Origin of the sequence: Flavitalea plasmicola, assembly GCF_030546645.1 — a bacterium.
In the GTDB taxonomy this organism is placed as follows: Bacteria; Bacteroidota; Bacteroidia; order Chitinophagales; family Chitinophagaceae; genus Puia.
Map to the genome: position 1 here is coordinate 386,371 of NZ_JAUOTO010000009.1, position 22,392 is coordinate 408,762.

The 22,392-nt window shown below is 50.7% G+C and carries 18 protein-coding genes; 9 read left to right on the plus strand and 9 right to left on the minus strand.

The genetic code is table 11. The features are described from left to right. Positions 1-3 precede the first annotated feature (3 nt). The gene (locus Q4E93_RS30970) at positions 4-627 is read left to right on the plus strand and encodes a hypothetical protein (RefSeq protein WP_303591822.1); all 624 of its coding nucleotides are present in this window, start codon (positions 4-6) and stop codon (positions 625-627) included. On the opposite strand, the gene Q4E93_RS30975 is transcribed toward Q4E93_RS30970, so the two are convergent. Further along, on the minus strand, positions 628-1,173 hold the full coding sequence (locus tag Q4E93_RS30975; RefSeq protein WP_303591823.1) for an LOG family protein: 546 nt from the start codon (positions 1,171-1,173) through the stop codon (positions 628-630). 71 nt (positions 1,174-1,244) lie between these two features. On the opposite strand from Q4E93_RS30975, the gene Q4E93_RS30980 reads away from it, so the two are divergent. The 6 genes from Q4E93_RS30980 (at position 1,245) to Q4E93_RS31005 (ending at position 7,651) form a co-directional block, all read left to right on the plus strand. After that, positions 1,245-2,756, plus strand: coding sequence for a sodium:solute symporter (locus Q4E93_RS30980; RefSeq protein ID WP_303591824.1), 1,512 nt, complete (start codon positions 1,245-1,247; stop codon positions 2,754-2,756). Between the two features lie 52 nt (positions 2,757-2,808). Continuing rightward, on the plus strand, positions 2,809-3,507 hold the full coding sequence (locus Q4E93_RS30985) for an LOG family protein (RefSeq protein ID WP_303591825.1): 699 nt from the start codon (positions 2,809-2,811) through the stop codon (positions 3,505-3,507). Positions 3,508-3,555: 48 nt separating this feature from the next. Next, positions 3,556-4,194, plus strand: a complete 639-nt coding sequence (locus Q4E93_RS30990; protein ID WP_303591826.1) for an O-methyltransferase — start codon at positions 3,556-3,558, stop codon at positions 4,192-4,194. A 13-nt stretch (positions 4,195-4,207) separates the two neighbouring features. Then, the gene (locus Q4E93_RS30995; protein WP_303591827.1) at positions 4,208-5,272 is read left to right on the plus strand and encodes a glucosaminidase domain-containing protein; all 1,065 of its coding nucleotides are present in this window, start codon (positions 4,208-4,210) and stop codon (positions 5,270-5,272) included. Between the two features lie 24 nt (positions 5,273-5,296). Beyond that, positions 5,297-5,833, plus strand: coding sequence for a hypoxanthine phosphoribosyltransferase (gene hpt, locus Q4E93_RS31000; RefSeq protein WP_303591828.1), 537 nt, complete (start codon positions 5,297-5,299; stop codon positions 5,831-5,833). A 66-nt stretch (positions 5,834-5,899) separates the two neighbouring features. Further along, positions 5,900-7,651 carry a vWA domain-containing protein gene (locus tag Q4E93_RS31005; RefSeq protein ID WP_303591829.1) on the plus strand — a complete coding sequence of 584 codons (1,752 nt, stop codon included), beginning with the start codon at positions 5,900-5,902 and terminating at the stop codon, positions 7,649-7,651. 109 nt (positions 7,652-7,760) lie between these two features. Here Q4E93_RS31005 and dnaJ read toward each other — a convergent pair whose 3' ends face one another. After that, positions 7,761-8,912: a molecular chaperone DnaJ gene (dnaJ, locus tag Q4E93_RS31010; protein WP_303591830.1), complete on the minus strand. Its 1,152-nt coding sequence runs from the start codon at positions 8,910-8,912 to the stop codon at positions 7,761-7,763. Between the two features lie 24 nt (positions 8,913-8,936). Next, positions 8,937-9,482: a nucleotide exchange factor GrpE gene (locus Q4E93_RS31015; protein ID WP_303591831.1), complete on the minus strand. Its 546-nt coding sequence runs from the start codon at positions 9,480-9,482 to the stop codon at positions 8,937-8,939. Between the two features lie 219 nt (positions 9,483-9,701). On the opposite strand from Q4E93_RS31015, the gene Q4E93_RS31020 reads away from it, so the two are divergent. Continuing rightward, positions 9,702-10,874, plus strand: a complete 1,173-nt coding sequence (locus tag Q4E93_RS31020; protein WP_303591832.1) for a class I SAM-dependent rRNA methyltransferase — start codon at positions 9,702-9,704, stop codon at positions 10,872-10,874. Positions 10,875-11,296: 422 nt separating this feature from the next. On the opposite strand, the gene Q4E93_RS31025 is transcribed toward Q4E93_RS31020, so the two are convergent. From Q4E93_RS31025 to Q4E93_RS31050, 6 genes are all read right to left on the minus strand, one after another. After that, positions 11,297-11,635 carry a T9SS type A sorting domain-containing protein gene (locus Q4E93_RS31025; protein WP_303591833.1) on the minus strand — a complete coding sequence of 113 codons (339 nt, stop codon included), beginning with the start codon at positions 11,633-11,635 and terminating at the stop codon, positions 11,297-11,299. A 133-nt stretch (positions 11,636-11,768) separates the two neighbouring features. Continuing rightward, positions 11,769-12,239 (minus strand): redoxin domain-containing protein, encoded by a 471-nt coding sequence (locus tag Q4E93_RS31030; RefSeq protein ID WP_303591834.1) that lies wholly within the window; start codon positions 12,237-12,239, stop codon positions 11,769-11,771. A 47-nt stretch (positions 12,240-12,286) separates the two neighbouring features. Continuing rightward, positions 12,287-13,321 (minus strand): PorP/SprF family type IX secretion system membrane protein, encoded by a 1,035-nt coding sequence (locus Q4E93_RS31035; protein WP_303591835.1) that lies wholly within the window; start codon positions 13,319-13,321, stop codon positions 12,287-12,289. A gap of 3 nt (positions 13,322-13,324) precedes the next feature. Then, complete coding sequence (locus Q4E93_RS31040; RefSeq protein WP_303591836.1) at positions 13,325-17,716, minus strand: PKD domain-containing protein; 4,392 nt, start codon at positions 17,714-17,716, stop codon at positions 13,325-13,327. A 103-nt stretch (positions 17,717-17,819) separates the two neighbouring features. Then, positions 17,820-18,236 (minus strand): lipocalin/fatty acid-binding family protein, encoded by a 417-nt coding sequence (locus tag Q4E93_RS31045; protein ID WP_303591837.1) that lies wholly within the window; start codon positions 18,234-18,236, stop codon positions 17,820-17,822. A gap of 18 nt (positions 18,237-18,254) precedes the next feature. Next, positions 18,255-19,766, minus strand: a complete 1,512-nt coding sequence (locus Q4E93_RS31050; RefSeq protein WP_303591838.1) for a carboxypeptidase M32 — start codon at positions 19,764-19,766, stop codon at positions 18,255-18,257. Between the two features lie 196 nt (positions 19,767-19,962). Between Q4E93_RS31050 and Q4E93_RS31055 the strand changes: the two genes are divergently transcribed. Further along, positions 19,963-22,389 carry a hypothetical protein gene (locus Q4E93_RS31055; protein WP_303591839.1) on the plus strand — a complete coding sequence of 809 codons (2,427 nt, stop codon included), beginning with the start codon at positions 19,963-19,965 and terminating at the stop codon, positions 22,387-22,389. The last annotated feature ends 3 nt before the right edge of the window (positions 22,390-22,392 follow it).

Here is a 22,392-nt window from a genome sequence, read left to right on the forward strand (position 1 = left end):
GCAATGATAAAAAAGATCGTGTTCGCGGGAATTTTATGGATAGCGGGGCTTGGAGTTTTTGCGCAGGAACGTAACCCTCAACGCGTCTATACGTATTCCGACGAAGGCGCGAATGGGGGCTTTTCGAAGAACAATCTCTTTCTCGGGGGCAGTCTTGCGCTGGGGTTCGGGTCCTACAATTTCAATGTAGGGGCCAGTCCTGAGATCGGGTATTCGCTGAACAACTGGCTGGATGCCGGCGTGGTGCTGAACTTCAATTACAATTCCATCCGGGCAGACCCTTATTACACAGGGAATGTCAGGTATCATACTTTCAATTATGGGGGCGGTGTTTTTGCACGGGGCTATGTGCTGCCTTTTCTTTTTCTCACTGTACAGCCGGAATATAACCTGGTGAATGTAAATGCGAAGTATGTGCCCACCGGAGAGACGACGTCATATAATGCCAATGCTACCAGCACACTGGTGGGGATCGGGTATGGGCAGCGGGTAGTCGGGCAGGGGAGCTTTTATATAGCGCTGATGTTTGATGTACTGAGGGACAAGGATTCTCCCTATAATGACCTTGATGGTAAAGCGCTGCCAGTGGTCAGGGCGGGGTTCAATATTTATCTGCACAAACGGTGATCATATAAGCCTGTCGAGCACTTCGGCGGGCGTGGGGCAGAGGTGGATCCTTTCCTCCAACGAGTCGTAGAGAAAGCCTTCTTTCTGCATATGGAGCAGGTGAAGGAACAGTGGATCGTAGAACCCGGCGGAGTTGAGAAAATAGATCTTTTTGTCGTGGATCTTCAGTTGATTCCAGGTCAGCATTTCGAAAAGCTCGTCCATGGTGCCGAAACCTCCGGGCAGGATGATGGCGGCATCGGAGCGTTCGTACATCATTTTTTTACGGGTATGCATATCGGGGACAACGACGAGCTCCGTCAGGCTACCATGATGACGTTCCCATTCTTTTAGTCTTTCCGGGATGATGCCGATGACCTCGCCGCCATCTGCCAGGGCAGCGTTTGCCACGGCGCCCATGAGGCCCGTATTGCCGCCGCCATAGATCAACTTTAATTTTGCGAGGGCCAGGAGCCTGCCTAATTCGGCCGTATGTGTGGCGAAGATGGGGTTGTTGCCATTTTGAGATCCGCAGAATACTGCGACGGATGTAATGTTATTGGTCATATCTGAATCAAAATTAAATTTCCCATATTACCCCTGTATTTCCTAATTTCCGGGTTAGAATAATACTGCCCATGTCCCCATTGCTCTTGTTTTCCTTTGTGATCGGCTATTTTTTATTGTTATTGGCAGTGGCCTGGCGCACTTCGCGTCATTCCAATAACGATTCCTTTTTCATCGGCAACCGGAATTCCAACTGGATGCTGGTGGCTTTCGGCATGATCGGCACTTCCCTGTCCGGTGTCACTTTTGTATCGGTGCCCGGCACGGTGGGGGATTTCGCGGGGGATATGCACAAAGGGTTCAGCTATTTCCAGGTGGTGATCGGCTATTTTATCGGCTACTTCGTAGTGGCCTTTGTGTTGCTGCCGTTGTATTACCGGCTGCATCTTACTTCCATTTATAATTATCTGCAGACGAGATTTGGGAAAGTGGCTTACCGTACCGGGGCTTTATTCTTTATCATCTCGAGGACGGTGGGGGCTACGGCCCGTCTGTATCTGGTGATCAACGTGCTGCATTTCTTTATCCTGAAGGATATGGGGGTGCCGTTTGCATTGACAACGTTTGTCATCCTGCTGATGATCCTCCTCTATACGTTGGAGGGAGGAGTGAAGACGATCGTGTATACGGATACGCTGCAGACCACATTCATGCTGCTGGGGCTGGTGGTATGCATCGTCTATATCCTGCGCCATATGGACTTTTCTTTTGGCAGTGCCATGCAGACGCTGGACGAAAAAAGCTTTACTTCCATATTCAATTTTGATATCAAAAGCAAAGGGTTCTTCCTGAAGCAGGTGGTCGGGGGGATGTTCATTACCATTGCCATGACGGGATTGGATCAGGAGATGATGCAGAAGAACATCAGTGTAAAGAATCTCAGGGATTCCCAGAAGAATATGGTCACTTTCAGCGTGATCATGGTGCTGGTGAATTTCCTTTTTCTCCTGCTTGGGGGGCTGTTGTATCTTTTTGTGCTGCATAATGGGGCGACCTACCAGGGACATCAGCTGATGCTGGAAGGACATAATATCATCGGGGATGATCTTTTTCCCACGCTGGCCCTTCATGCCATGCCTGATGCGGTGGCCATCTTATTTATCATAGGGCTGATATCGGCCCTGTTCCCCAGTGCCGACGGGGCGTTGACTGCGCTGACGTCCAGCTTTTGCATTGACCTTCTGGGACTGCGGGAGCGGGCTGATCTTAGCGAGCAGCAGAAGAAGCGGATGAGGATGACCGTTCATGGTGCATTTGCCGTGCTCTTCCTGATATGTATACTCATATTTAAATGGATCGATAATAAATCCATTATCGGGGTGATCCTGGACCTGGCGGGCTATACTTATGGACCTTTGCTTGGGTTGTTTGCTTTTGGTGTTTTTTCAAGGCGGCATTTGCCGAACAATGGGGCCATCACGGTGATCTGTCTGCTGGCGCCGGTGATCTGCTTTTTTATCAGCAGGTATTCATCCCAATGGCTGGGCGGTTTCCAGATAGGGATCGAGCTACTGCTGTTGAACGGGACCCTGACCTTTCTGGGACTGCTGCTCATTTCAAAAAGAGGTGTTGCTGCAAACTAATTTTTCGGGCACTACGTTATAGGGATGCATCCAATATCTAAACGAGAGCAGTATGAATGACACGATCCGTATGTCCAAGCAGCGCAGATGGGCAGAATCAAAGGCACATTCCAGTTGGCAGATCTTTAAAATAATGGCAGAGTTCGTAGATGGTTTTGAGGCGCTGGCCAAGTTAGGGCCTTGCATCTCCATCTTCGGTTCGGCCCGAACGAAACCCGGGGAGGAGTATTATGAGCTTTCCACCGAGATCGCGCAGCGCCTGGCGGAAGAGGGGTTTGGGATCATTTCGGGCGGTGGGCCGGGGATCATGGAGGCGGCCAATAAAGGAGCGCAGCTGGGGGGTGGGAAATCGGTGGGATTGAATATCGAGCTTCCTTTCGAGCAGCATTGTAATCCACATATCGACAGGGACGCCAACCTGAACTTCGACTATTTTTTCGTACGCAAGGTAATGTTCACTAAATATTCCCAGGGCTTTATTATGATGCCGGGGGGCTTTGGCACCATGGATGAGTTCTTCGAGGTGGCCACGCTGATACAAACGGGGAAGATGGAGGCGGTGCCATTGATCCTGGTAGGATCATCCTATTGGGGAGGGCTGCTGAGCTGGATGAAGGCCGTCATGCTGGAGCAGCATGGGAATATCTCCCCTCATAACCTGGATCTCCTGAAGGTGGCTGATACAGCGGACGAGGTGGCGGGGCATGTGCTCGCATTCTACCAGCGGAATCCGTTGCAACCCAACTTTTAAGCGGCTGTTTAGTGGCATTTTAGGGGTATCTTTGCCTAAACGTTTAATGTGGATATAATCAACCCATTGGCGCAGGCATACGCAGAGCGGTATTCATCTCCCGAGCCCGCACTTCTGCATGAGATCGCCGACTACACTTATAAGCATCATTCCCAGCCACATATGCTCAGCGGTCATTTGCAGGGAAGGCTCCTTGAAATGATCAGCCGGATACAGCGACCCCGCAGGATCCTGGAGATCGGCACATTTATGGGATATAGCGCCATCTGCCTGGCTGCCGGGCTGGTGGAAGGGGGGCAGCTGCATACCATCGAGCTGCGGGAAGAGGATGCAGATACAGCGGCAGGGCATTTCCGCCGGGCAAATATGCAGGACAGGATAATACTGCACCGGGGAAATGCGTTAGAGATCATCCCGGCCCTCCATGAGGACTGGGATTTGGTTTTTATTGACGCGGACAAGGTGAATTATACAGAATACTATAAATTAGTGTTACCGCGATTGGCTCCTGGGGGGCTGATCATAGCCGATAATGTATTTTTTCATGGAGAAGTCTTTGAGGGGGAGGTTAGCGGCAAGAACGCCAGGGCGATACAAGCTTTTAACGAGTACGTGGAAAAGGATGGATCTGTTGAAAAACTAATGCTCACCATTCGGGATGGCCTGATGTTCGTCCGGAAAAAATAAATGCGGGGTTTTCATGAAGGGAAAACAAATTCTATTGACGGTGTGGGGGATCATCCTCGTGTGGGGAGGGCTCCGCGCCCAGAACAATCCGGATGTTATCAATTATATCAATTCTTATAAAGATTTGGCTGTCAGTGAGATGCAGCGAACTGGCATACCTGCGGCCATCACCCTTGCCCAAGGGATCCATGAATCGGAAGCGGGCAATAGTGAGCTGGTGAAAAAATCAAACAATCATTTTGGCATCAAGTGTAAGGATGAGTGGACGGGGGAGCGGGTGTACCATGACGACGATGCCCGGGGGGAATGTTTCCGCAGCTATCCTGCGGCGGCGGATTCTTATAAGGATCATTCGGATTTTCTGAAGCGGGGGAGCCGTTATGCATTCCTTTTCGCGCTGGACCCTACGGATTATGAAGGTTGGGCCAATGGTCTAAGGAAGGCGGGATATGCGACTAATCCCCGATATCCCCAGATACTGATAAAATACATCCAGGATTACAATTTGGAGCAATACTCTCTGATTGCGTTGGGCAAGCTGAAGCCATCGGAAGAGGTGGTATTGACGGTGCCGGGGGCGCCAGCCAGGCCGCTGACGGGGTTAAACCAGGGGCCGGCGGTGGTCATTACGCCCGGCGCCGAGGGAGCGGTGGTGCAGCCGGTGGGCATTCAATCGGGTGTTGGGCAGTCGCGGCAAAGCTATCCGGAGGGGGAGTTCCAGATCAACCGGACCCGCGTGGTATTTGCGAAAGCCGGCGTTTCTTTATTGTCCATCGCCAATCAGTATGACATAGCCTTAGGGCGTTTGCTTGAATTCAATGACCTTAAGGAAGAGGATGTGCTGACGAAGGACCAGCTGTTGTTCCTGCAGCGAAAACGCAGGACGGGTGCTGCGGAGTTCCATGTTGTCCAGGAGGGGGAGTCGGTGTATGATATATGTCAGGAAGAAGGGGTGCGGTATCAGGATCTGGTAGAAATGAATCAACTCAGTCCTGGTGTGCAGCCAGCGGTGGGGGAAAAGCTTTATCTGCGGGGTTCTGCCCCTTCCAGGCCCGTGGTTACGCGGACTGTAAACTGAAGCGTTTAAACTAAAACTAACAGGATGTCAACTATCCATGTACATGATAAAGTATTTGAGCCCTATTTAAGCGAGGGGGAGATAGGCAATAAGATCCAGGGAATGGCCGACAGGATCAACAAGGACTATGCCGGCATGAGACCTTTGTTCATAGCGATACTCAACGGGAGCTTTATGTTTGCATCGGACCTGTTCAAGGCTATTTCGGTGGAGGCGGAGATCTGTTTTATCAAGCTGGCTTCTTATAAGGGGACGAAGTCATCGGGACACGTAATAACGGCCATTGGGCTGGATATCGATCTGATTGGCAGGCATGTAGTGATCCTGGAAGACATTGTGGACACAGGGAAGACATTGAGTGAATTCCTGCCACAGCTGGAACATCAGCAGCCGGCATCCTTGCGGATCGCAGCCTTGCTGCATAAGCCTGAAGCGACCGTTTATCCGATAGCCGTGGATTACCTGGGTTTTGCGGTACCGAATAAGTTTCTGTTGGGATATGGGTTGGATTATGACGGGTTGGGAAGGAATATACCATCTATCTATAAGCTGATAGAGTAGAACTTTAACAAAGAGGGACTTGACAGAGAGGAAAGAACGCATTAATTTAAGAATCAAAATATCCCATTGAAAGATGTAGCCATTTTTGTTATTGGCTGTCTTTTATTTCATTCTTCCGCGGGCCAGTTCTATCTAAGAGGTGAAGTAAAGGATGAAACCAATAGCTTCTTGCCAAATGTAAGGATACTGCTTCATTCCAGCGGATATTCCTATCATTCCGGAAGTTCCGGAGAGTTTGGGATACCTGTGCCACAGGCTGATGATTCTATTACGCTTTCTGCAGAGGGATTCCAGACAACCACGATACATGTAGACGCGACCCAATACCAGCACATCACGTTAAAATTACTTTTTCATCCGCCGCCGGCCCCTAAGAAGCGGTTGCTTTCGTTGACGAAAGATCTGAAAGGGGCGGATTGGAAAGGCTGGACCGTGGGTGGCGAGACCTATAGCTCACTGGTGGAAAATGAATTTGTTCCCGCCTCACGATTTCCTGAAACGGGGTTTGCCGTCAATATCGACAAAGCTTCGTACAGCAACGTGCGCAGATTCCTGAACATGGGCAGCACGATCCCACCCGATGCGGTGCGTATAGAGGAGCTGCTGAACTATTTCAATTTCGGTTATACCGATCCGCCCAGGGACAGTTGTTTTTCCATTCAGTCCGATTTGTCGGAATGTCCCTGGAACCCGGAGGATCAGTTGTTGTTCCTGAAAGTGTGTGCGCGGAAAGTGGACCCGGCGCAGATACCTCCTGCCAACCTCGTGTTCCTGGTGGATGTGTCGGGGTCAATGGACATGCCGAACAAGCTGCCTTTGTTGAAGTCCGCTTTTACTTTACTGGTGAATAATCTAAGGCCAGTCGATACCGTATCTATCGTCGTCTATGGCAGTGCCGTAGGTGTATGGCTGACGCCTACTTCCGGAGGAGATAAGAAAAAGATCCAGAAGGCCATCGAGGACCTGTCTCCCGGGGGGCCGACGCCGGGGGAAGCGGGTATCCGGGCTGCTTACCGTGTGGCAAAGAGCCAATTCATCAAAGGGGGGAATAACCGGGTGGTCCTCGCGACGGATGGGGATTTCAATGTGGGGGAAACATCGGAGGACGAGCTGGAAAAGCTGGTGTCGCTGCATAAGCAGTGGGGTATTTATCTTACGTGTCTTGGGGTAGGGATGGGGAATTACAAGGATTCCAAACTGGAAGTACTTGCCAAGAAGGGCAATGGAAATTTCGCTTACCTGGATGACGAGCGTGAGGCGGAGAAAGTGTTGGTAAGGGAGTTCACGCAAACGGTGTATGCCGTTGCCGATGATGCCTACCTGAATATTTCATTCAATCAATCGCTTGTCAAAAGCTACCGGCTGATTGGTTTTGACAATAAGGTAAAAATGTTATCGGATTCGATGAATGAGGTGCAGGGCGGAGAGGTGGGGTCCGGTCATTCCCTGCTGGCCTTATTCGAAATAGCGCCTACGGACCCGGATAGTATAGAGCAGGTGGACAGGAACCGGCTGGCGCGTGTGGTATTGAATTACAAGCTGCCACATGATTCAATGGCGAGGGTGAGCAATTTTGAATGCCCCAATCAGCTGACGGCTTTCCGGGACCTGCAGCCATGTTATCGTTTTGCCACTTCTATTGCATTGTTCGGCGGTTTGTTAAAGCGGTCGCGATTCACTTACCAGGCGGGCTGGAAGGACGCCATAGAGATAGCTGAGAAATCCCGTGATCCCGACGATGGGATGCAGCAGGAATTCATTGGGCTGATAGAGAAGGCCCGGAAGATCTATGGGCGGCGGGGGAGGAAAAGCCACTAGCTAGCCTCAAGCTGCCAGCTACAGGCTGCAAGCTGTGAGCCATGAGCTGCGAGCTATGAGCGGAGATTTATTAAGACATGGCTCGTGGCTAGTAGCTCAAAGCTCGTCGCTAAGAAAACATTTCCCTCACTTTATCGAAGAAGCTACGTTCATTCTTATCCGGCTTCGGCTGGAAGTTGGGTGAGTCGCCTAATTTTTCCAGGATCGCCTTCTCTTCCGGAGTGACGTGCTGGGGCGTCCAGACGTTGACGTGGATCAGCTGGTCGCCTTTTTCGTATGAGTTGACGCCCGGGAAGCCTTTCCCTTTAAGGCGGAAGATCTTACCACTCTGCGTGCCTGGCGGAATCTTGATCTTTGCTTTTCCGTCTATTGTTGGTACTTCCGCATTCATTCCAAAGACGGCGTCTGCGAAAGAGATATGGAGCTCAAACGCGACATTGAGTCCGTCGCGGTGTAATTCGGGATGTTGTTCTTCTTCGATGAGGATGATGAGGTCGCCGGCTGCGCCGCCTCTTTCTCCTGCATTGCCTCTGCCTCCTACGCTTAGCTGCATGCCTTCCTGTACGCCGGCTGGAATATCGATGGTGACTGTTTCTTCTCCGTAGACCCGGCCTTCACCTTTACATACCGAACATTTAGCCGTGATAGTGGAACCTTCGCCATTACAGGTGGGGCAGGTGGTAACTGTCTGCATCTGACCCAGGAAGGTGCTGGTGACCTTGCGGACCTGGCCGCTGCCGCCGCAGGTAGAGCAAGTCTGTACGCTGCTCTTGTCTTTGGCGCCACTGCCGGTGCAGGTGTTGCAGGTGACATATTTTTTTACCTTAATATTCTTCTGTACGCCTTTTGCTATTTCTTCGTAATTGAGCTTGATCTTTACCCGGAGATTGCTGCCTCTGACGCCCCTGGAACGGGAGCCGCCGCCCCCTCTTCTGCCGCCGCCGAAGAAGCTGCCGAAAAGGTCGTCCCCGAAGATATCTCCAAACTGGCTGAAGATGTCTTCCATGTTGGGGCCGTTGCCGCGACCATTGCCGGACACACCTGCATGGCCATAGCGGTCATACCGGGCCCGTTTGTCTGCATCGCTCAGTACCTCGTATGCTTCGGCTGCCTCCTTAAATTTTTCTTCCGCCGCCTTATCACCGGGATTGCGGTCCGGGTGGAATTGCATGGCTACTTTGCGGTAGGCTTTCTTGATATCATCGGCTGAGGAACCTTTTGCAACACCGAGTATTTCATAATAATCTCTCTTCGTAGACATAAGTAGAAACTAGATCTGTTTATTTTATTTGCCCACTACCACTTTGGCGAAACGGATGATCTTGTCATTGAGGTAATAGCCTTTTGTCACTTCGTCGATAACTTTCCCTTTCAGCCTATCGTCCTGAACGGGCACTTCCGTGATAGCTTCGTGCTTTTCCACATCGAAATCGGTGTGAATGCTTTGCATAGGTTTCAACCCTCTGCTTTGGAGGGTGCTACGGAGCTTGGAGAACACCAACTGGATGCCATCTTTCACCTGGTCGATGTTTTCTGCAGCCTGTAGTTGTTTTTCTGCCCGGTCGCAGTCGTCAAGCACGTCCAGGAGGGAGATAATAACCTCTTTGCCGGCCGTCTGTCTCAACTCCAGGTTTTCCCTTGCGCTACGTTTCCTGAAGTTGTCGAATTCAGCAAAAAGCCGCAGATATTTATCCTTCTGGGACTGCACTTCTTCTTTCAGTTTTTCCAGCTCATCCTCGCCAGACAAACGGTCATTCAGATGGGTGGTCCCTGCGACATTTTCGTCTGTATTCATGTCTTCCATATGTTGGTCCATGTCTTCTATGTTCATATCCTTAAAAATTAAGCGCTGATTTTTGACTTTCGGACAAACGCTTTCCGCGTTTTTTGGGTCACAAAGGTAAGGTAGTCAAAAGTTTTGCCAAGGGCTAAATAGAGACAAATTGTCGTATTATCCGGCTTTTGGCTGACAGGGAGGCTAATTTGTTGTTTATTAGAGTATTACGTTTGTTAAACGGTGCTTTTCCTGAAGATTGTATCTTTGCGGCCCATGACAAAAGTTTATCTGAAGAAAAAGATCAGCCGTCGTATCGAGAGCGGTCATCCCTGGATATTTGGTAATGAGGTGAATACGGTGGAAGGGGATGCAGCCGGGGGCGAGACGGTAGAGGTTTATACGCACGACAAAAAGTTTGTAGGAAAGGGGTATATCAACCCGCAGTCCCAGATATTGGTGAGGCTGCTGACGCGGGAGAAGTCCGAGATCATCGATGAAGGTTTTTTTTATGGTCGTATAAAAGAGGCCTGGGCGTACCGGCAGAAGCTGGGTTATACGGAGAACTGCCGGCTTATTTTCGGGGAGGCGGACTTCATGCCTGCGCTGATCATCGACAAATTCAACGATTATTTTGTCCTTCAGACGCTGGCTTTGGGGATGGACAGGTGGAAACCTGCCATTGTGAAAGCGCTGGAGCAGCTGTTTAGTCCCAAGGGGATCTATGAGCGCAATGACGTGCCAGTGCGGGAGCTGGAGGGCATGCCACAGCAGAAGGGATTTTTGTCAGCTCCATTTGATACGCAGATCATCATCAGGGAGAATGGCCTGCAAATGCATGTAGATATTGAGAATGGCCAGAAGACTGGTTACTTCCTGGATCAGCAGGATAACCGGCGTGCTATCCGGCATATCGTCAAGGGGGCGGATGTGCTGGGGGCTTTTTGTTATACGGGCAGTTTTGAGACCCATGCCGGTTGGTATGGGGCCAGATCGGTCCTTGGACTGGATATTTCGGAGAATGCCGTGGCGCAGGCCAGGCGGAATGCCGAGCTCAACGGATTGGATAAGATCTGCAGGTATGAGGCAGTGAATGCATTCGATGTGCTGAAACAGTGGAGCAAGGAAGGTCGCCAATATGATGTGGTGATGTTGGACCCGCCTGCTTTTACCAAGAGCCGTGAGACCATACAAAAGGCGATCACGGGCTATAAGGAGATCAATCTTCGGGGGATGAAGCTGGTAAAGAAGGGGGGATTCCTGGTGACCTCTTCGTGTACGAACCTGGTGCAGCCGGAGCTTTTTCTGGAGACGATACAAATGGCTGCCAAGGATGCACGGCGTAAGTTGCGGCAGGTGACTTTTCAGGCGCAGGCCAGTGACCATCCGATCATAGAGGGGTGGGAGAATACGAATTATCTTAAGTTTTTGATTGTGCAGGTGCTTTGATGGTTTGTGGGATTGGTTAGGTGCTGTAGGTTACCTCTTTTATTACTCCCGACAGCTATGTGCCTTCCGTCGCTGTACATTGGGTACCACTGGGCATTTGTTCTTTGCCAGGCTGATATTCTATTGGACCAATGTAGCTGAATGCGCTGGCCCAATGGTAAGGCTCCTCCAGGCCATAGCTGATCGGCTGGCCGCGGTGGTGGCGAGTCGCAGGATTCTTTGGACAAAAGGATGTATCTTTTACTATTTTGCGGAGGCAGGGTATGAGGTCGACCCTGCCCTGGAACCACCTTAATTTCGATGGTGGAAATATTTGCTTCTGCTAAATAGTGTGTCGGCTCAAGTATATGATAGATGTTGACAGAAGGAGAAATTACAGTGGTGGAAGGGGTAGGGTCGCCGGCAAAGCGGAGCAGCGGAACTTATTTATTGATCTGGAATGTGCCGGAGTCGGTAATCCTGCCATTGGGGTCTTTTAGCTGGAAGATGTAGATGCCGCGAACGAGCTCGCTGACATTAACCACGGTTTTGGGGGTGATCTCGGTTACATCCTTTACTTTTCTGCCGAGGAAATTGTAGATCTGCAGGGTGTATGATTTGTTGGAATCTTTTACAACTTCGAAAGTGATATAGGAAATGGCCGGATTAGGATAGAATTTGACTACCTTTTTTTCCGGGTCAGGCATGGGGCCTTTTGCCTGGCTTTTAGCCTGGGTGGATGTCAGTAGAATAATGGATAAAATGATGTAAAAAATCCTCATGCATTGGCGTATTTTACACGTGAATCCAAAATAGGTGTTTACATTCAAAGATACAAATTCCAGTCCAAAAATTTTACTAAATTTTGGCACAATATCCCGATTGGGGTCTGGGATATAACTATTTGACTAATAATTAGTTAAGTTCAGATAGTGTTTTTTGGATGGTGGAGAAGTCGGGAAGGTCGCTGGCAGTTTCCAGCACCTCGGCGTACCGGACGATACCGTTCTTATCCAGGACAAAAGCGGATCTCTTGGAGACGCCTTTCATGTCAAAGACGAAGGTTTCATACAGACAGTCGTATGCTTTCGAAACTTCTTTGTTGAAATCGCTCAGTAAGGGGAAGTTCAGCTGCTGATCGTCTTTATATCTTGCCAGGGTGAAAAGGGAGTCTACGCTGATGGCCAGTACCTGGGCATTAACCTGTTCGTAAAGGGCGATGTTATCACGGGTGCTGCAGAGCTCTTTTGTGCAGGTGCCGGTGAAAGCCTGGGGAAAGAAAAGTAGGAGTACGTTCTTTCCTTTGAAATCCTCAAGGCTGATCTTTTTCTTTTCTGAATCGTAAAGGGAAAATGCGGGAGCTTGCTGACCAACGGTTACTGGCATAAAGAAATGAATTTTATAGGGCATAAATCTACGTCAAAATTTCTACACTAAAATTTCGGGCATAGTATCCTGTATTTGGCATTTTCGCGGCTGGTAAATCCTATGTAGGAGATAGATAGCTCTATTCCGCCTCTGCCCTGGCTCACCGTTTTCAATTGTGAAACGTTGACGTCATAGCTAAAGGAGACCGCCAGGGCGTTCATGTCGAGTTTTATGACAGGGATAAGGGCGTCTTTCCACCGGAGGAAGCTGCCGAGGCTGAGGATGTAGCTGGAATTTTCCGGATCGTCTCCCAGTTTATAGGAATAGAGTGCGCCGCCGATGGTTTCTGTTGCGGAGCCCTGGCGGGTGTGATCTGCCTGGACGGTGAAGAAGGCGAATTCGTTGATGGTGAGCTTCAGGCCTCCGGAGAAGACATATTTGGGGTCCAGCTCGATGGTGCTTTTGTAGAAGGAGTTCTTAGGGCGGTTAACATGATGCAAGGCGGCGCCGAAGAATAGGCTGTTGGCCTTATCTTGTCCGAAGACGGTGTTAAAGCTCAGGCCCAGGCTGCCGTCGAGGTAGCGAACAGTGGGATTGACCAGCAGCTCGCCGTCGGGAAGTGCGGGATCAAACGCCGTACCGTTGTATTGGCTATTGGTGGTGACCTTGGACATGTCGATCCTTTTTTCCACCAGTCCTCCCATGAAGCCCAGGGAGAGGTACATGGGGTGGTCGTCGCTTAGGGATTTATGATAGTTGAGTGCCGGCAGCAATTCTGTGGTGGAGAGGGCTGCGGAGCCTGCTTTGTCATAAAGCAGCTGCAGGCCTGCCGTGAGGAAGTCACTGCCTTTGCCTACGGGCATTTTATATTCACCGTTGAGGGAGCCGGTGCGATATGCGTTGGTAAAGCTGCTCCACTGGTCGCGAAAGACGGCCTGCACTCTATAGTCTCCTGTGAAGATGCCTGCCAGGGATGGATTCCGGAGAAGAGGCGCTTCAAAGAATTGGGAAAAATGAATATCCTGGCACCTGGCTGATTGCATGTGCAGGATGCCGAAGGTCAGGATAAGCAGCTGTATGTATGACTTATAGTTCCTCAAGGTTTATCTGATTAAAGTGACATCTCCTTTTAGTGCGATCACCTGTGCGTTGATGCAGATGACGTCTATGATATAGACATATGCGTCCGATGGCGCCGGCCGGCCATTGACTGTTCCATCCCATCCCATGGATTCCGTATTTGCCGGGAAGTCTTTTCTTTCGAACACCAGCTGACCCCAGCGGTTGAAGATCCGCATTCCCTGTATGTTGTATAATCCTTTACCCCGGGGATAGAAGACGTCGTTGACGCCATCCTCGTTGGGTGAAAATGTATTGGGTATAAAATAATTTTCCCCGTTGCAGATAGTTTTCACCAGTACCGTGTCGATGGAAACGCAATTATTTTCGTCTGTGACTTTTATGGTATAGGTGGTATTAAAAGTAGGAGTGGATACGGGTGTGGGGCAGTCGGTGCAATCCAGATAGGTGGAAGGCGACCAGACATAGGTATTGACGTTGGAGCTGTATGAGAATGGCAGGGTGACGGGGATGCCTACGGGCGTGGTGATGACCTTCGGGCCTTTTATCTCCGGCAGCGGGAGAATAGTCAGGGATTGGGAGATGGTATCGTTGCAACCAAAGGCGACGGAGGTTTTCAGGTGTGCCGTGAGCGGTCCTGGCGGAAAGTTGAGATAGGGGTCTTTTGCGTTGGAAGAAGATCCGGTGCTAAAGGTCCAGGCCCAGCTGACACTGTCGACATTGGGAGTGGTGACGTCGCCATGAAATTGGACAAAGCCGGTGCAAAGCGTTCCTTCAGCGCTGATGAGGGGATGGGGTGTTTGCCAGATATGGATGGTATCGGTATATGTTTCGTTGCAGCCATTGTTGGTCGTCACTTTGAGCGAAGCCAGGCGAACGCCAGGCTGGCTGTAGTAATGAAATTGGGACAGGAAGGGATCGTTCGGGGGGGTAGTGGGCGCTCCCGTGAGCGTGGTGCCATCTCCGAAGTCCCAGGTGTAATTGCTTTGGCCGTCGTTGGTGATGACGATGCCCTGGAAGTATATGGTGCCTGTGTCGCAGGAAGCTTTTTTGTCCGAGGAGTAAATCGGTACGGCTCCCAGCACCACTACATTACCGTTGTTTCTAGTCGCGATACAACCCGAAGCATCCGTAAGGACCAACTGGGGGGAGAAGGTACCGAGGTTACGATAGGTATGGGTTGGGGACTGATTGCCCGATGAGTCGGCAGTGCCATCACCGAAGTTGATGGCAAAATCCGTGTAAGGGGTCGGTGACGCCGAAAATAGCGCGGTGACCGAATCGCAAGCCTGGAAAGGCGAGAATTGCAACGAGGACGTATTAAAGGGCAGGAAGACAAAGACATTGCGTTGGGCTGTGTCGCGGCAGCCACCTGCGCCCTGGAGGATGAGCATGGCTGTAAAAGCGTAGTTCTTCCCCGGATTTCCATAGTTGTTGTAAAAATGTGTCGTCGTATCCAGTGTGGAGGTCTGACCATCGCCAAAGTTCCAATAGAGGCTGTCGTAGTATTTTCCCGTTGGTATAAAGCTGGCTTGCATAGGGACGCAGATGCCCGTGCTGTCCTGAAGGATAAAGGAAGCGATGGGTTTTTGGATATGGATATAGTTGGTACGGGTGACGGAGTCGGAGCATCCTGTTCCATCCGTCACCTTTAGCTTAACACTATAGTACTGGCCATTGCTACCGTAGGAATGGAATGGGTTCTGGTCCGTGGAACCGGGTGCAGCCGGGGCGGCTGACCCATCGCCGAAATCCCAGCTATAGGTAAGGTTGTTGCCTTTTGAGCTATCTGTAAAAGGAACAGGGGCGTTGGGGCAGTACAGGGTGTCAGCGAAGAAGCCAGCTTTAGCCGAGGAGATCTTTGCTGTCGACGGAATGGTGATGGTATCGACGCAGCCTTTGGCATCTGTTACGGCGAGGGTGACGTCGTAGGTGCCTGTGTCGGCATAGTTATGGGTGACAGTGTTGTTGTTGGTGGTGGTCGTATTGCCATCGCCAAAGTTCCACGACCAGTTGGTAATGGGGGTGCCGGCATCATAGGGGATGGACTGGTCGGTGAAGGTGATGGGACTGTTCTTACAGCCACCGATGTTGGGAGCGAATTTCGCTGTGGGTGCTGTGATCTGGATATTATTATTGACAGAGTAGGAGCAGCCACCTTTGTCCGTTACTTTCAGGGTGATGGTGTATTTGCCTGTATCGGTAATACCTGTTTTAAATATGGGTGTTACCAAAGTACGAGTGACATTGTTGACTGTCCAGGTGAAGGAGTCGATGGCGGTTGCAGGTGCGCTGGTGGATGTCAAAGTGAACTGGGCGTATTTACAGGATGGATTGGGGGAAATGGTGAAGGAAGGGACGACATTCTGTAGAAGGATGTTTGTTGAGACCGTGTCGGCGCAGCCGCCCTGGCTGACGATGAGGGTGATGGTTCTTGGATTTTTGTCAGGATAGTTGTGGATGGGAGGGTTTGGTGTCAGGTCGGTGGTTCCGTCGCCGAAGTCCCATTTATAAGTAGCGGGACCTTTGGATGGATCGGTCTTCGAAGTATCCGTGAATGCAACGCGTTGTCTGTTGGCGCAGTCGATCTGGTATTTAAATCCTGCCAGGGGAGCATTGATATAAACAAAATTCTTTGCCGTATCGGTGAGCGTGCAACCATGATTTGTCACGGAGAGGATGATGTCATTGTAGCCCGTGTCGACATATTTATGCGTAATGGGTGGCTTTGACTGGCTGGTGTCGCCGTCGCCAAAGACCCAGAGCCATTTATCCACGGGCGTGGAGGGGCTGGTGAAAGTAATGGGTTGACGGGCACAGGACGTGGTCGGGCTGGCGGCGAATTGCGGGGCGACCTTGTTGCCTATGACTGCAATGCCGGGGAATGTCTGCGTGAAAGTACATCCTCCGTTGGTAGTGATCTGTAAGGTGATATCATAATTTCCTTCGGCGTTGTAGGTGAAGAAGGGGCCTGCGGCCGTCGAGGAGGAAGGGGTAGCGCCAGGGGCCGTCCACAGGAAGGAAGCCACGCCATCCAGGGAGGATACATTGGGTATCGGGTGAATGGGGATGCCGACGCAGCCTTGTGTAGTGGAGGCGTAGGGGCCGGCAGTAGAGGCTCCCAGCTTTATGTATTGGGGTTTGGTGAGAGCGTTGGTGCATCCTGAATTAGTGGTCACCGTGAGCGTGACGTCGAAGTTGCCCAGGCTAACGTAAGTGTGGCTGGGGTTCTGCAGGGTGGAGGACTGACCGTCCCCGAAGTCCCATAGCCATCCGATGCCGCCTGTTGTCTGATCGGTGAAATTGACGGTGAAAGGTGTCTTGCAACCGGTGGTTTTATCCGCCGTAAAGTTGGCGGGAGGAGTGGCTACGACATCGATCGATTTGGTAGAAGTCGAGCTGCAGGAGGCGTACGTATTAGTAAGGGTCACGGTGTAGGTGCCCACTGCTGTATAGGTTTTCTGGGGATTGGGAAAAGTAGAAGTGGTGCCATCGCCAAAGTCCCAGGAGGCGGTGAGGGGGGCCGGGGATGAGCCGTTCTGGAAACTTACGGGGTTGTTCACGCAGGCATTGGCAGGAGCTGTGATCACCGGGGCATTGTTCTGGAAACTGGCCGTTTTGGATTTGGTGGCGCTGCATCCCAGGTCGCTGGTGGCTGTCAGCTTGATATCATAATTGGTATTGGACGGGTAGGTGGTAGTAGGGTTCTTTGCGTTGGAGGTCGTGCTATTGCCAAGGTCCCAGCTATAGGAGAGGTTGCCGGGGCCGGAGGTCTGGTTGTTAAAACTAATATTGAAAGGTGCCGAGCAGGACGTGGAGGTTTGAGACCAGGTGAAATCCGGCTGGACGCCCGGGACGATGCGGATATAGCGATAGAGGACGGTGTTCCTGGAACAACCCCCGGAATTTTTAACTGTAAGGGAGACATTATAATAGCCCGTCTGCGTAAAAGTGTGAGTAGGGTTTTGCACATTTGAACTCCCCCCGTCCCCGAAATCCCAGGTCCATTCAATGTTGGTGCCTTGTCCTGGTGTCGACTGGTCGGTGAAGTGGATCGTAGCGGGAGCGCACCCTACCTGTAAGTCGGAAATGAAGTTGGCGGAGGGGTAAGGGAATACCGTTATATAATCAGTCTTTACGAGGGAGGCTGCACCGCTGCTGTTCTTTGCGATCAGGGTAACCGTGTAAGTACCCGGGCTGGTATAGACCACTCCAGGGTTTTGGGAACTGGATATCTGGCCATTCCCGAAATCCCAGGCCCAGGAAAGGGGTTTGTTGGTGGAATGGTCGGTGAAGGTAACGGCCAATGGACCACAGCCAGACGTGGTGGAAGCTGAGAAATCGACGACGGGGACCTGGGCACGGAGGGTGATCCCAAGGAGGCAGCAGATGACAATGAGTTTTATCCGGATCAAAAAGTGGTCAATTTTGGCAATATTCATAAAACATACCTCCCGACCCGGGTGTGCCCGGATGTTACGGAAAAGAGGCCAATAATGGATCTAAGACAGGTGGTTTCTACTTTTTCAGTCGTAGGGTATTGGAAGTGTCGAGTGTCGTATCGGTATAAGTAGCCAGTACAAAATCCGAGCCGCTGTCCTTTATTTTCCATATACCATTCAACAAACTCACCGGGGGCGTTGCCGAAGGAAAATTGGAAGTGATGGTCCTGGCATCGACGTTTGCGGACCATGAGCCTGTTTGAGATACATTGTCCTTTGTGCCCGTCACTTTGCCATCAGCATCAAATTTAAAGAGATAACCTGAGAATGTGGCGGTTATGTTACTATCGTTTTGAAGGTATTGCTCGACATGCCAATATCCATTAGTGATGATGGCCATCACGGCTTTTTGTTCCTGCTGCTGGATAAATTTTTTGCAGGAAATGGAAAATAAAACAAAGAGGACAAGGGCAGACAGGGACAGGCGCTTCATGGAACGGGATTTTATTCCTCAAAAATTGTAAATTTTTTTGTATTTATCAAGTAAGTAATGCAGAAAATATTGAATATCCAGGGTTTGGCCTGTGGCCTGGCGGCAGAGTTCTTCGCTGGTGTACCGACGGCCATGTCGATGGACATTTTGGCGCAACCAATTCAATAAGGGCGCCGTATTACCCTGAGCAATAGATGCTTTGATGCTACTGTCCTGATCCTCAGCGGCTAAGTATAGCTGTGCCCCGTAAAAGCTACCCAGGCTATAGGTGGGAAAGTAGCCAAGACTCCCGTGGCTCCAATGGACATCTTGTAGGCAACCATTCTTATCGTCTGGTACTGAGACATTTAGATATTCCGAGTACTTTTGGTTCCAATAGGCGGGAATATCGTCTACCGACAGGGTTCCTTCCAGCAGGCTTTTTTCCAATTCATAACGGATCATGACGTGGAAATGGTAGGAGACCTCGTCCGCTTCGGTACGAATGAGGGAGGTCGTTACCTTATTGATGCCATGGTAGAACTGGTCAACGGAGACCCCCTCCAGTTGTTGGGGAAAGTAGGTAAGGAGAGTGGGGTACCAGTGCTTCCACCAGGCTAGGCTTCTGCCTACGTTATTTTCCCACAGTCGCGATTGGGATTCATGGATGCTCAGTGATGCATATTCGCCCAGGGGCAGTCCATAGTATTCTTCCGGGAGTCCCTGTTCATACAGTGCGTGTCCTGTCTCATGGATGCAGCTCCAGGTCATATTGGCGAAGTCCTGTTCATCAATGCGGGTGGTGATCCTAACGTCATATTTGTTAAAGCTGGTGGTGAAAGGATGTTCCGAGATGTCCTGCCTGCCTGCCTCGAAATCAAATCCCATTTGGCGGATGACCTCCATGCCGAAATCCCACTGCTTTTGTTTGGGATAGGTACGGTGGAGGAAACTGTCGTCCGCGGCCGGGCGGGCCTGGATACGGGTGAGCAGGTCTTTCAGAGGCTCGCGTACCTGGTTGAAGGCGTTGTCGAGGAGAGATACCGTGGCGCCTCTCTCAAACTGGTCCAGCAAGGCATTATAAGGGTGCTGTTCATAGCCAGCCAGCTCAGCTTCCTGTTTTTTCAGCTGTATCATCTGGTCGAGGTCATCCCTGAACAAGCTGAATGAATTGGCTGTGCGGGCTTTTACCCAGGTGTGGAAGCACCGGGAAGTGGTTTCGCTGAGGAGGCGGATGAATGCCGGGGTGAATTTTTTCTGCCGGGTATAGTCTTCCAGGCTTAAAGTTATATTTCTTTGTCCGGGTTCATCGAGATCGCCCCTTTCCTTTAGCGTCGTCAGCAGATCGCCCAGCGCCGGATCTATGGACCATTCATGTGCGATCTCCGAGAGGGTAGCCAACTGGCGGCCACGGAAGGCCGCTCCTTTAGCAGGCAGGTATGTTTCTTCGTCCCATTGCAATACTGCCGCCGCATTCCTTACGTCGGCGACCTTCTTCATGCGAAGGGTATATTCTTCGTATAGTTCTTTTGTCGATTTTGTTAAAACCATTTTAACAATTTTTTCTTTCCTGAAAATTCTAAAACTTGCCGAAATTAATCCGTTTTTAAGTTGCTGGCAAATGGACTTATACATAATTTAGCCCATTTGCAGCAAGTATGTTATGTCTGGCCTTCGGCCAATGAGCCGGGGCTCATTTTGGAGTTTTCCCCGAATCAAGGAGAATTATAGTAGTAATTTTATTTCTATGAGCCATTATCGTAATGCTTTTTTCATATGTCTGATCTTTTGTTTGCCTAAGTTTTCCTTTTCCCAGCAGCTGGATTCCGTCATGAACATTTATGCCAATAATTTTCCTCAGGAAAAGGTATATGTGCATTTTGATAAGAAAATCTACAATCCGGGCGAGACCATTTGGTTCAAAGCTTATATTTTTTCAGGTGCCGACCCTTCACTTTTCAGCAAGAACTTTTATACCGAGCTATCGGATGCCGACGGCACGATCATCGAGCGGAAGGTCTCACCCATCCTGGAGGCCACGGCAGCCGGTAATTACGACCTTCCGAAGGTTTTGAAAAGCAGGCATCTGCATTTCAGGGCCTATACTACCTGGATGACGAATTTTGACACTGCCTTTTATTATGAAAAAGATATCCGGGTATATGATAAAAAGACGGATTCGGGAGTGACGGCCATTCCCCAGCAGGCGATGATCCAGTTCTTTCCCGAGAGTGGAGACATGGTGGCGGGAGTGGAGAGCATGGTGGCATTTAAGGCAAACGACCAGTTTGGATTACCTGTGAAGGTGAAAGGGATGATCGTGGATGGAAAGGGGAAATCGCTGATCAATTTTAGTGCGGAGCATGATGGGATGGGGAAGTTCGCGGTGACCCCCGACAAGGGAGATAGCCTGATCGCGGTGTGGACGGATGAACATGGGGTAGAGCGAAGGACGCCTTTGCCGGCTGTGAAGCCAATGGGAGTCGTATTGAGGACCGTCACCGGACATCAGAAGATACTGTTCTCCGTCGCCCGGTCAGGTGAGGGTGGTCCGGAGTACAAGCATCTGGTCATTATGGGGCATATGCACCAGCACATGGTGTACAAGGCAAAGATCAACCTGGAAGAAAACTTCATGAGTGGAGGGACTATTCCTACTGCGCAATTGCCGACGGGCGTATTGCAGGTGACCGTGTTTACAGAGACCAATCTTCCAGTGGCGGAGCGGGTGGTATTTGTCAACAACAATGAGTATATATTCAGCCCTGAGCTGGCGGTGATGGCGAAGAATACGAACAAACGGGGGAACAATGTCCTCCAGGTAGAAGTGCCGGATACCCTCCGCAGCAATCTTTCCATTGCCGTGACGGATGCGACGGCGGACGGGGATTTCCCTTTAGACGACAATATCATCTCCCATCTGCTGTTGCTGGGGGATATCAGGGGATATGTGCACAATCCCTATTATTATTTTTCCGGCGAGGCGGATAGCCTGACCAATCACCTGGACCTGGTCATGATGACGCATGGGTGGCGGCGATTTAAGTGGGATCAGGTGGTGAAGGGGAAGCTGCCTGTTATCAAGAATCCTGAGCAGGATTATCTTTCCATGAAGGTGGAAGTATTGGGGATCGATCCCTATAAGATCGCCAAGGAGGAGTCCTTGAATGTGATCTTATCCAAGAAGGATTCCAGCACGCAGATGCTGCAGCTGCCGCATTTGTCAGGGATCAAGTTCGGAATAACGGGGTTAGTGTTCTTCGATACGGCCAAGGCGTACTATCAGTTCAATGTAAATCGTAAATTATCGAATGAGGCGGCGGTGACATTTAATACAGGATTGGTAAGAGGCGGGCGTATGGCCAGGCCGCTGACCACAACGTATGATGGCTGGACGGCGGAGGATTCCCTTTATCTCAGGAGGAACCGTTTTGTCTATGAGGAGGCTGCCCGGATCAAGCCCATTATCGACCAGAAGATAAAGACGCTGGAGTCGGTGACCGTAAAGGGGCGGGTGAAGACGGACGCACAGAAGCTGGATGAGAAATATGCTTCGGGTATGTTTGCCGGTGGGGACGCCTATACCTTCGACCTGGTGAATGATCCATATGCGGTGTCGATGATGGACATCTTCCAATATCTGCAGGGAAAGGTGGCGGGCTTGCAGATAACCACTGCGGGAAGTCCCGGCGGCACTCCTTCGCTGACCTGGCGGGGATCGACGCCCAGCCTGTATCTGAATGAAATGCAGGTGGATGCCCAGCAGCTGCAATCCACACCTGTTTCGGATGTGGCGATGGTGAAAGTATTCAGGCCGGGATCGGGTGTTGGTTTCGGCGGAGGCGCCGGCGGTGTCATTGCCGTCTATACCCGGAAGGGGGGAGATGAAAAAAGGAATGACGCCAACTTCAAAGGATTGGATCGCGCCACGTTGGTGGGATATTCAGTCATGAAGGAATTCTATGTGCCCAACTACCTGGAGACATCGCCCGAGAGCGTACAGGAAGATATTCGCACGACCCTGTACTGGAAACCTTTTTTGCTGACGGATAAGGACAATAAGAAAATAAGCATCAAATTCTTCAATAACGACATAACGAAAAAGCTCAGGGTTGTCCTGGAGGGTGTTAATGAAGAAGGCAAGCTGACGCATGTCGAGAAGATCATTCAATAAGCT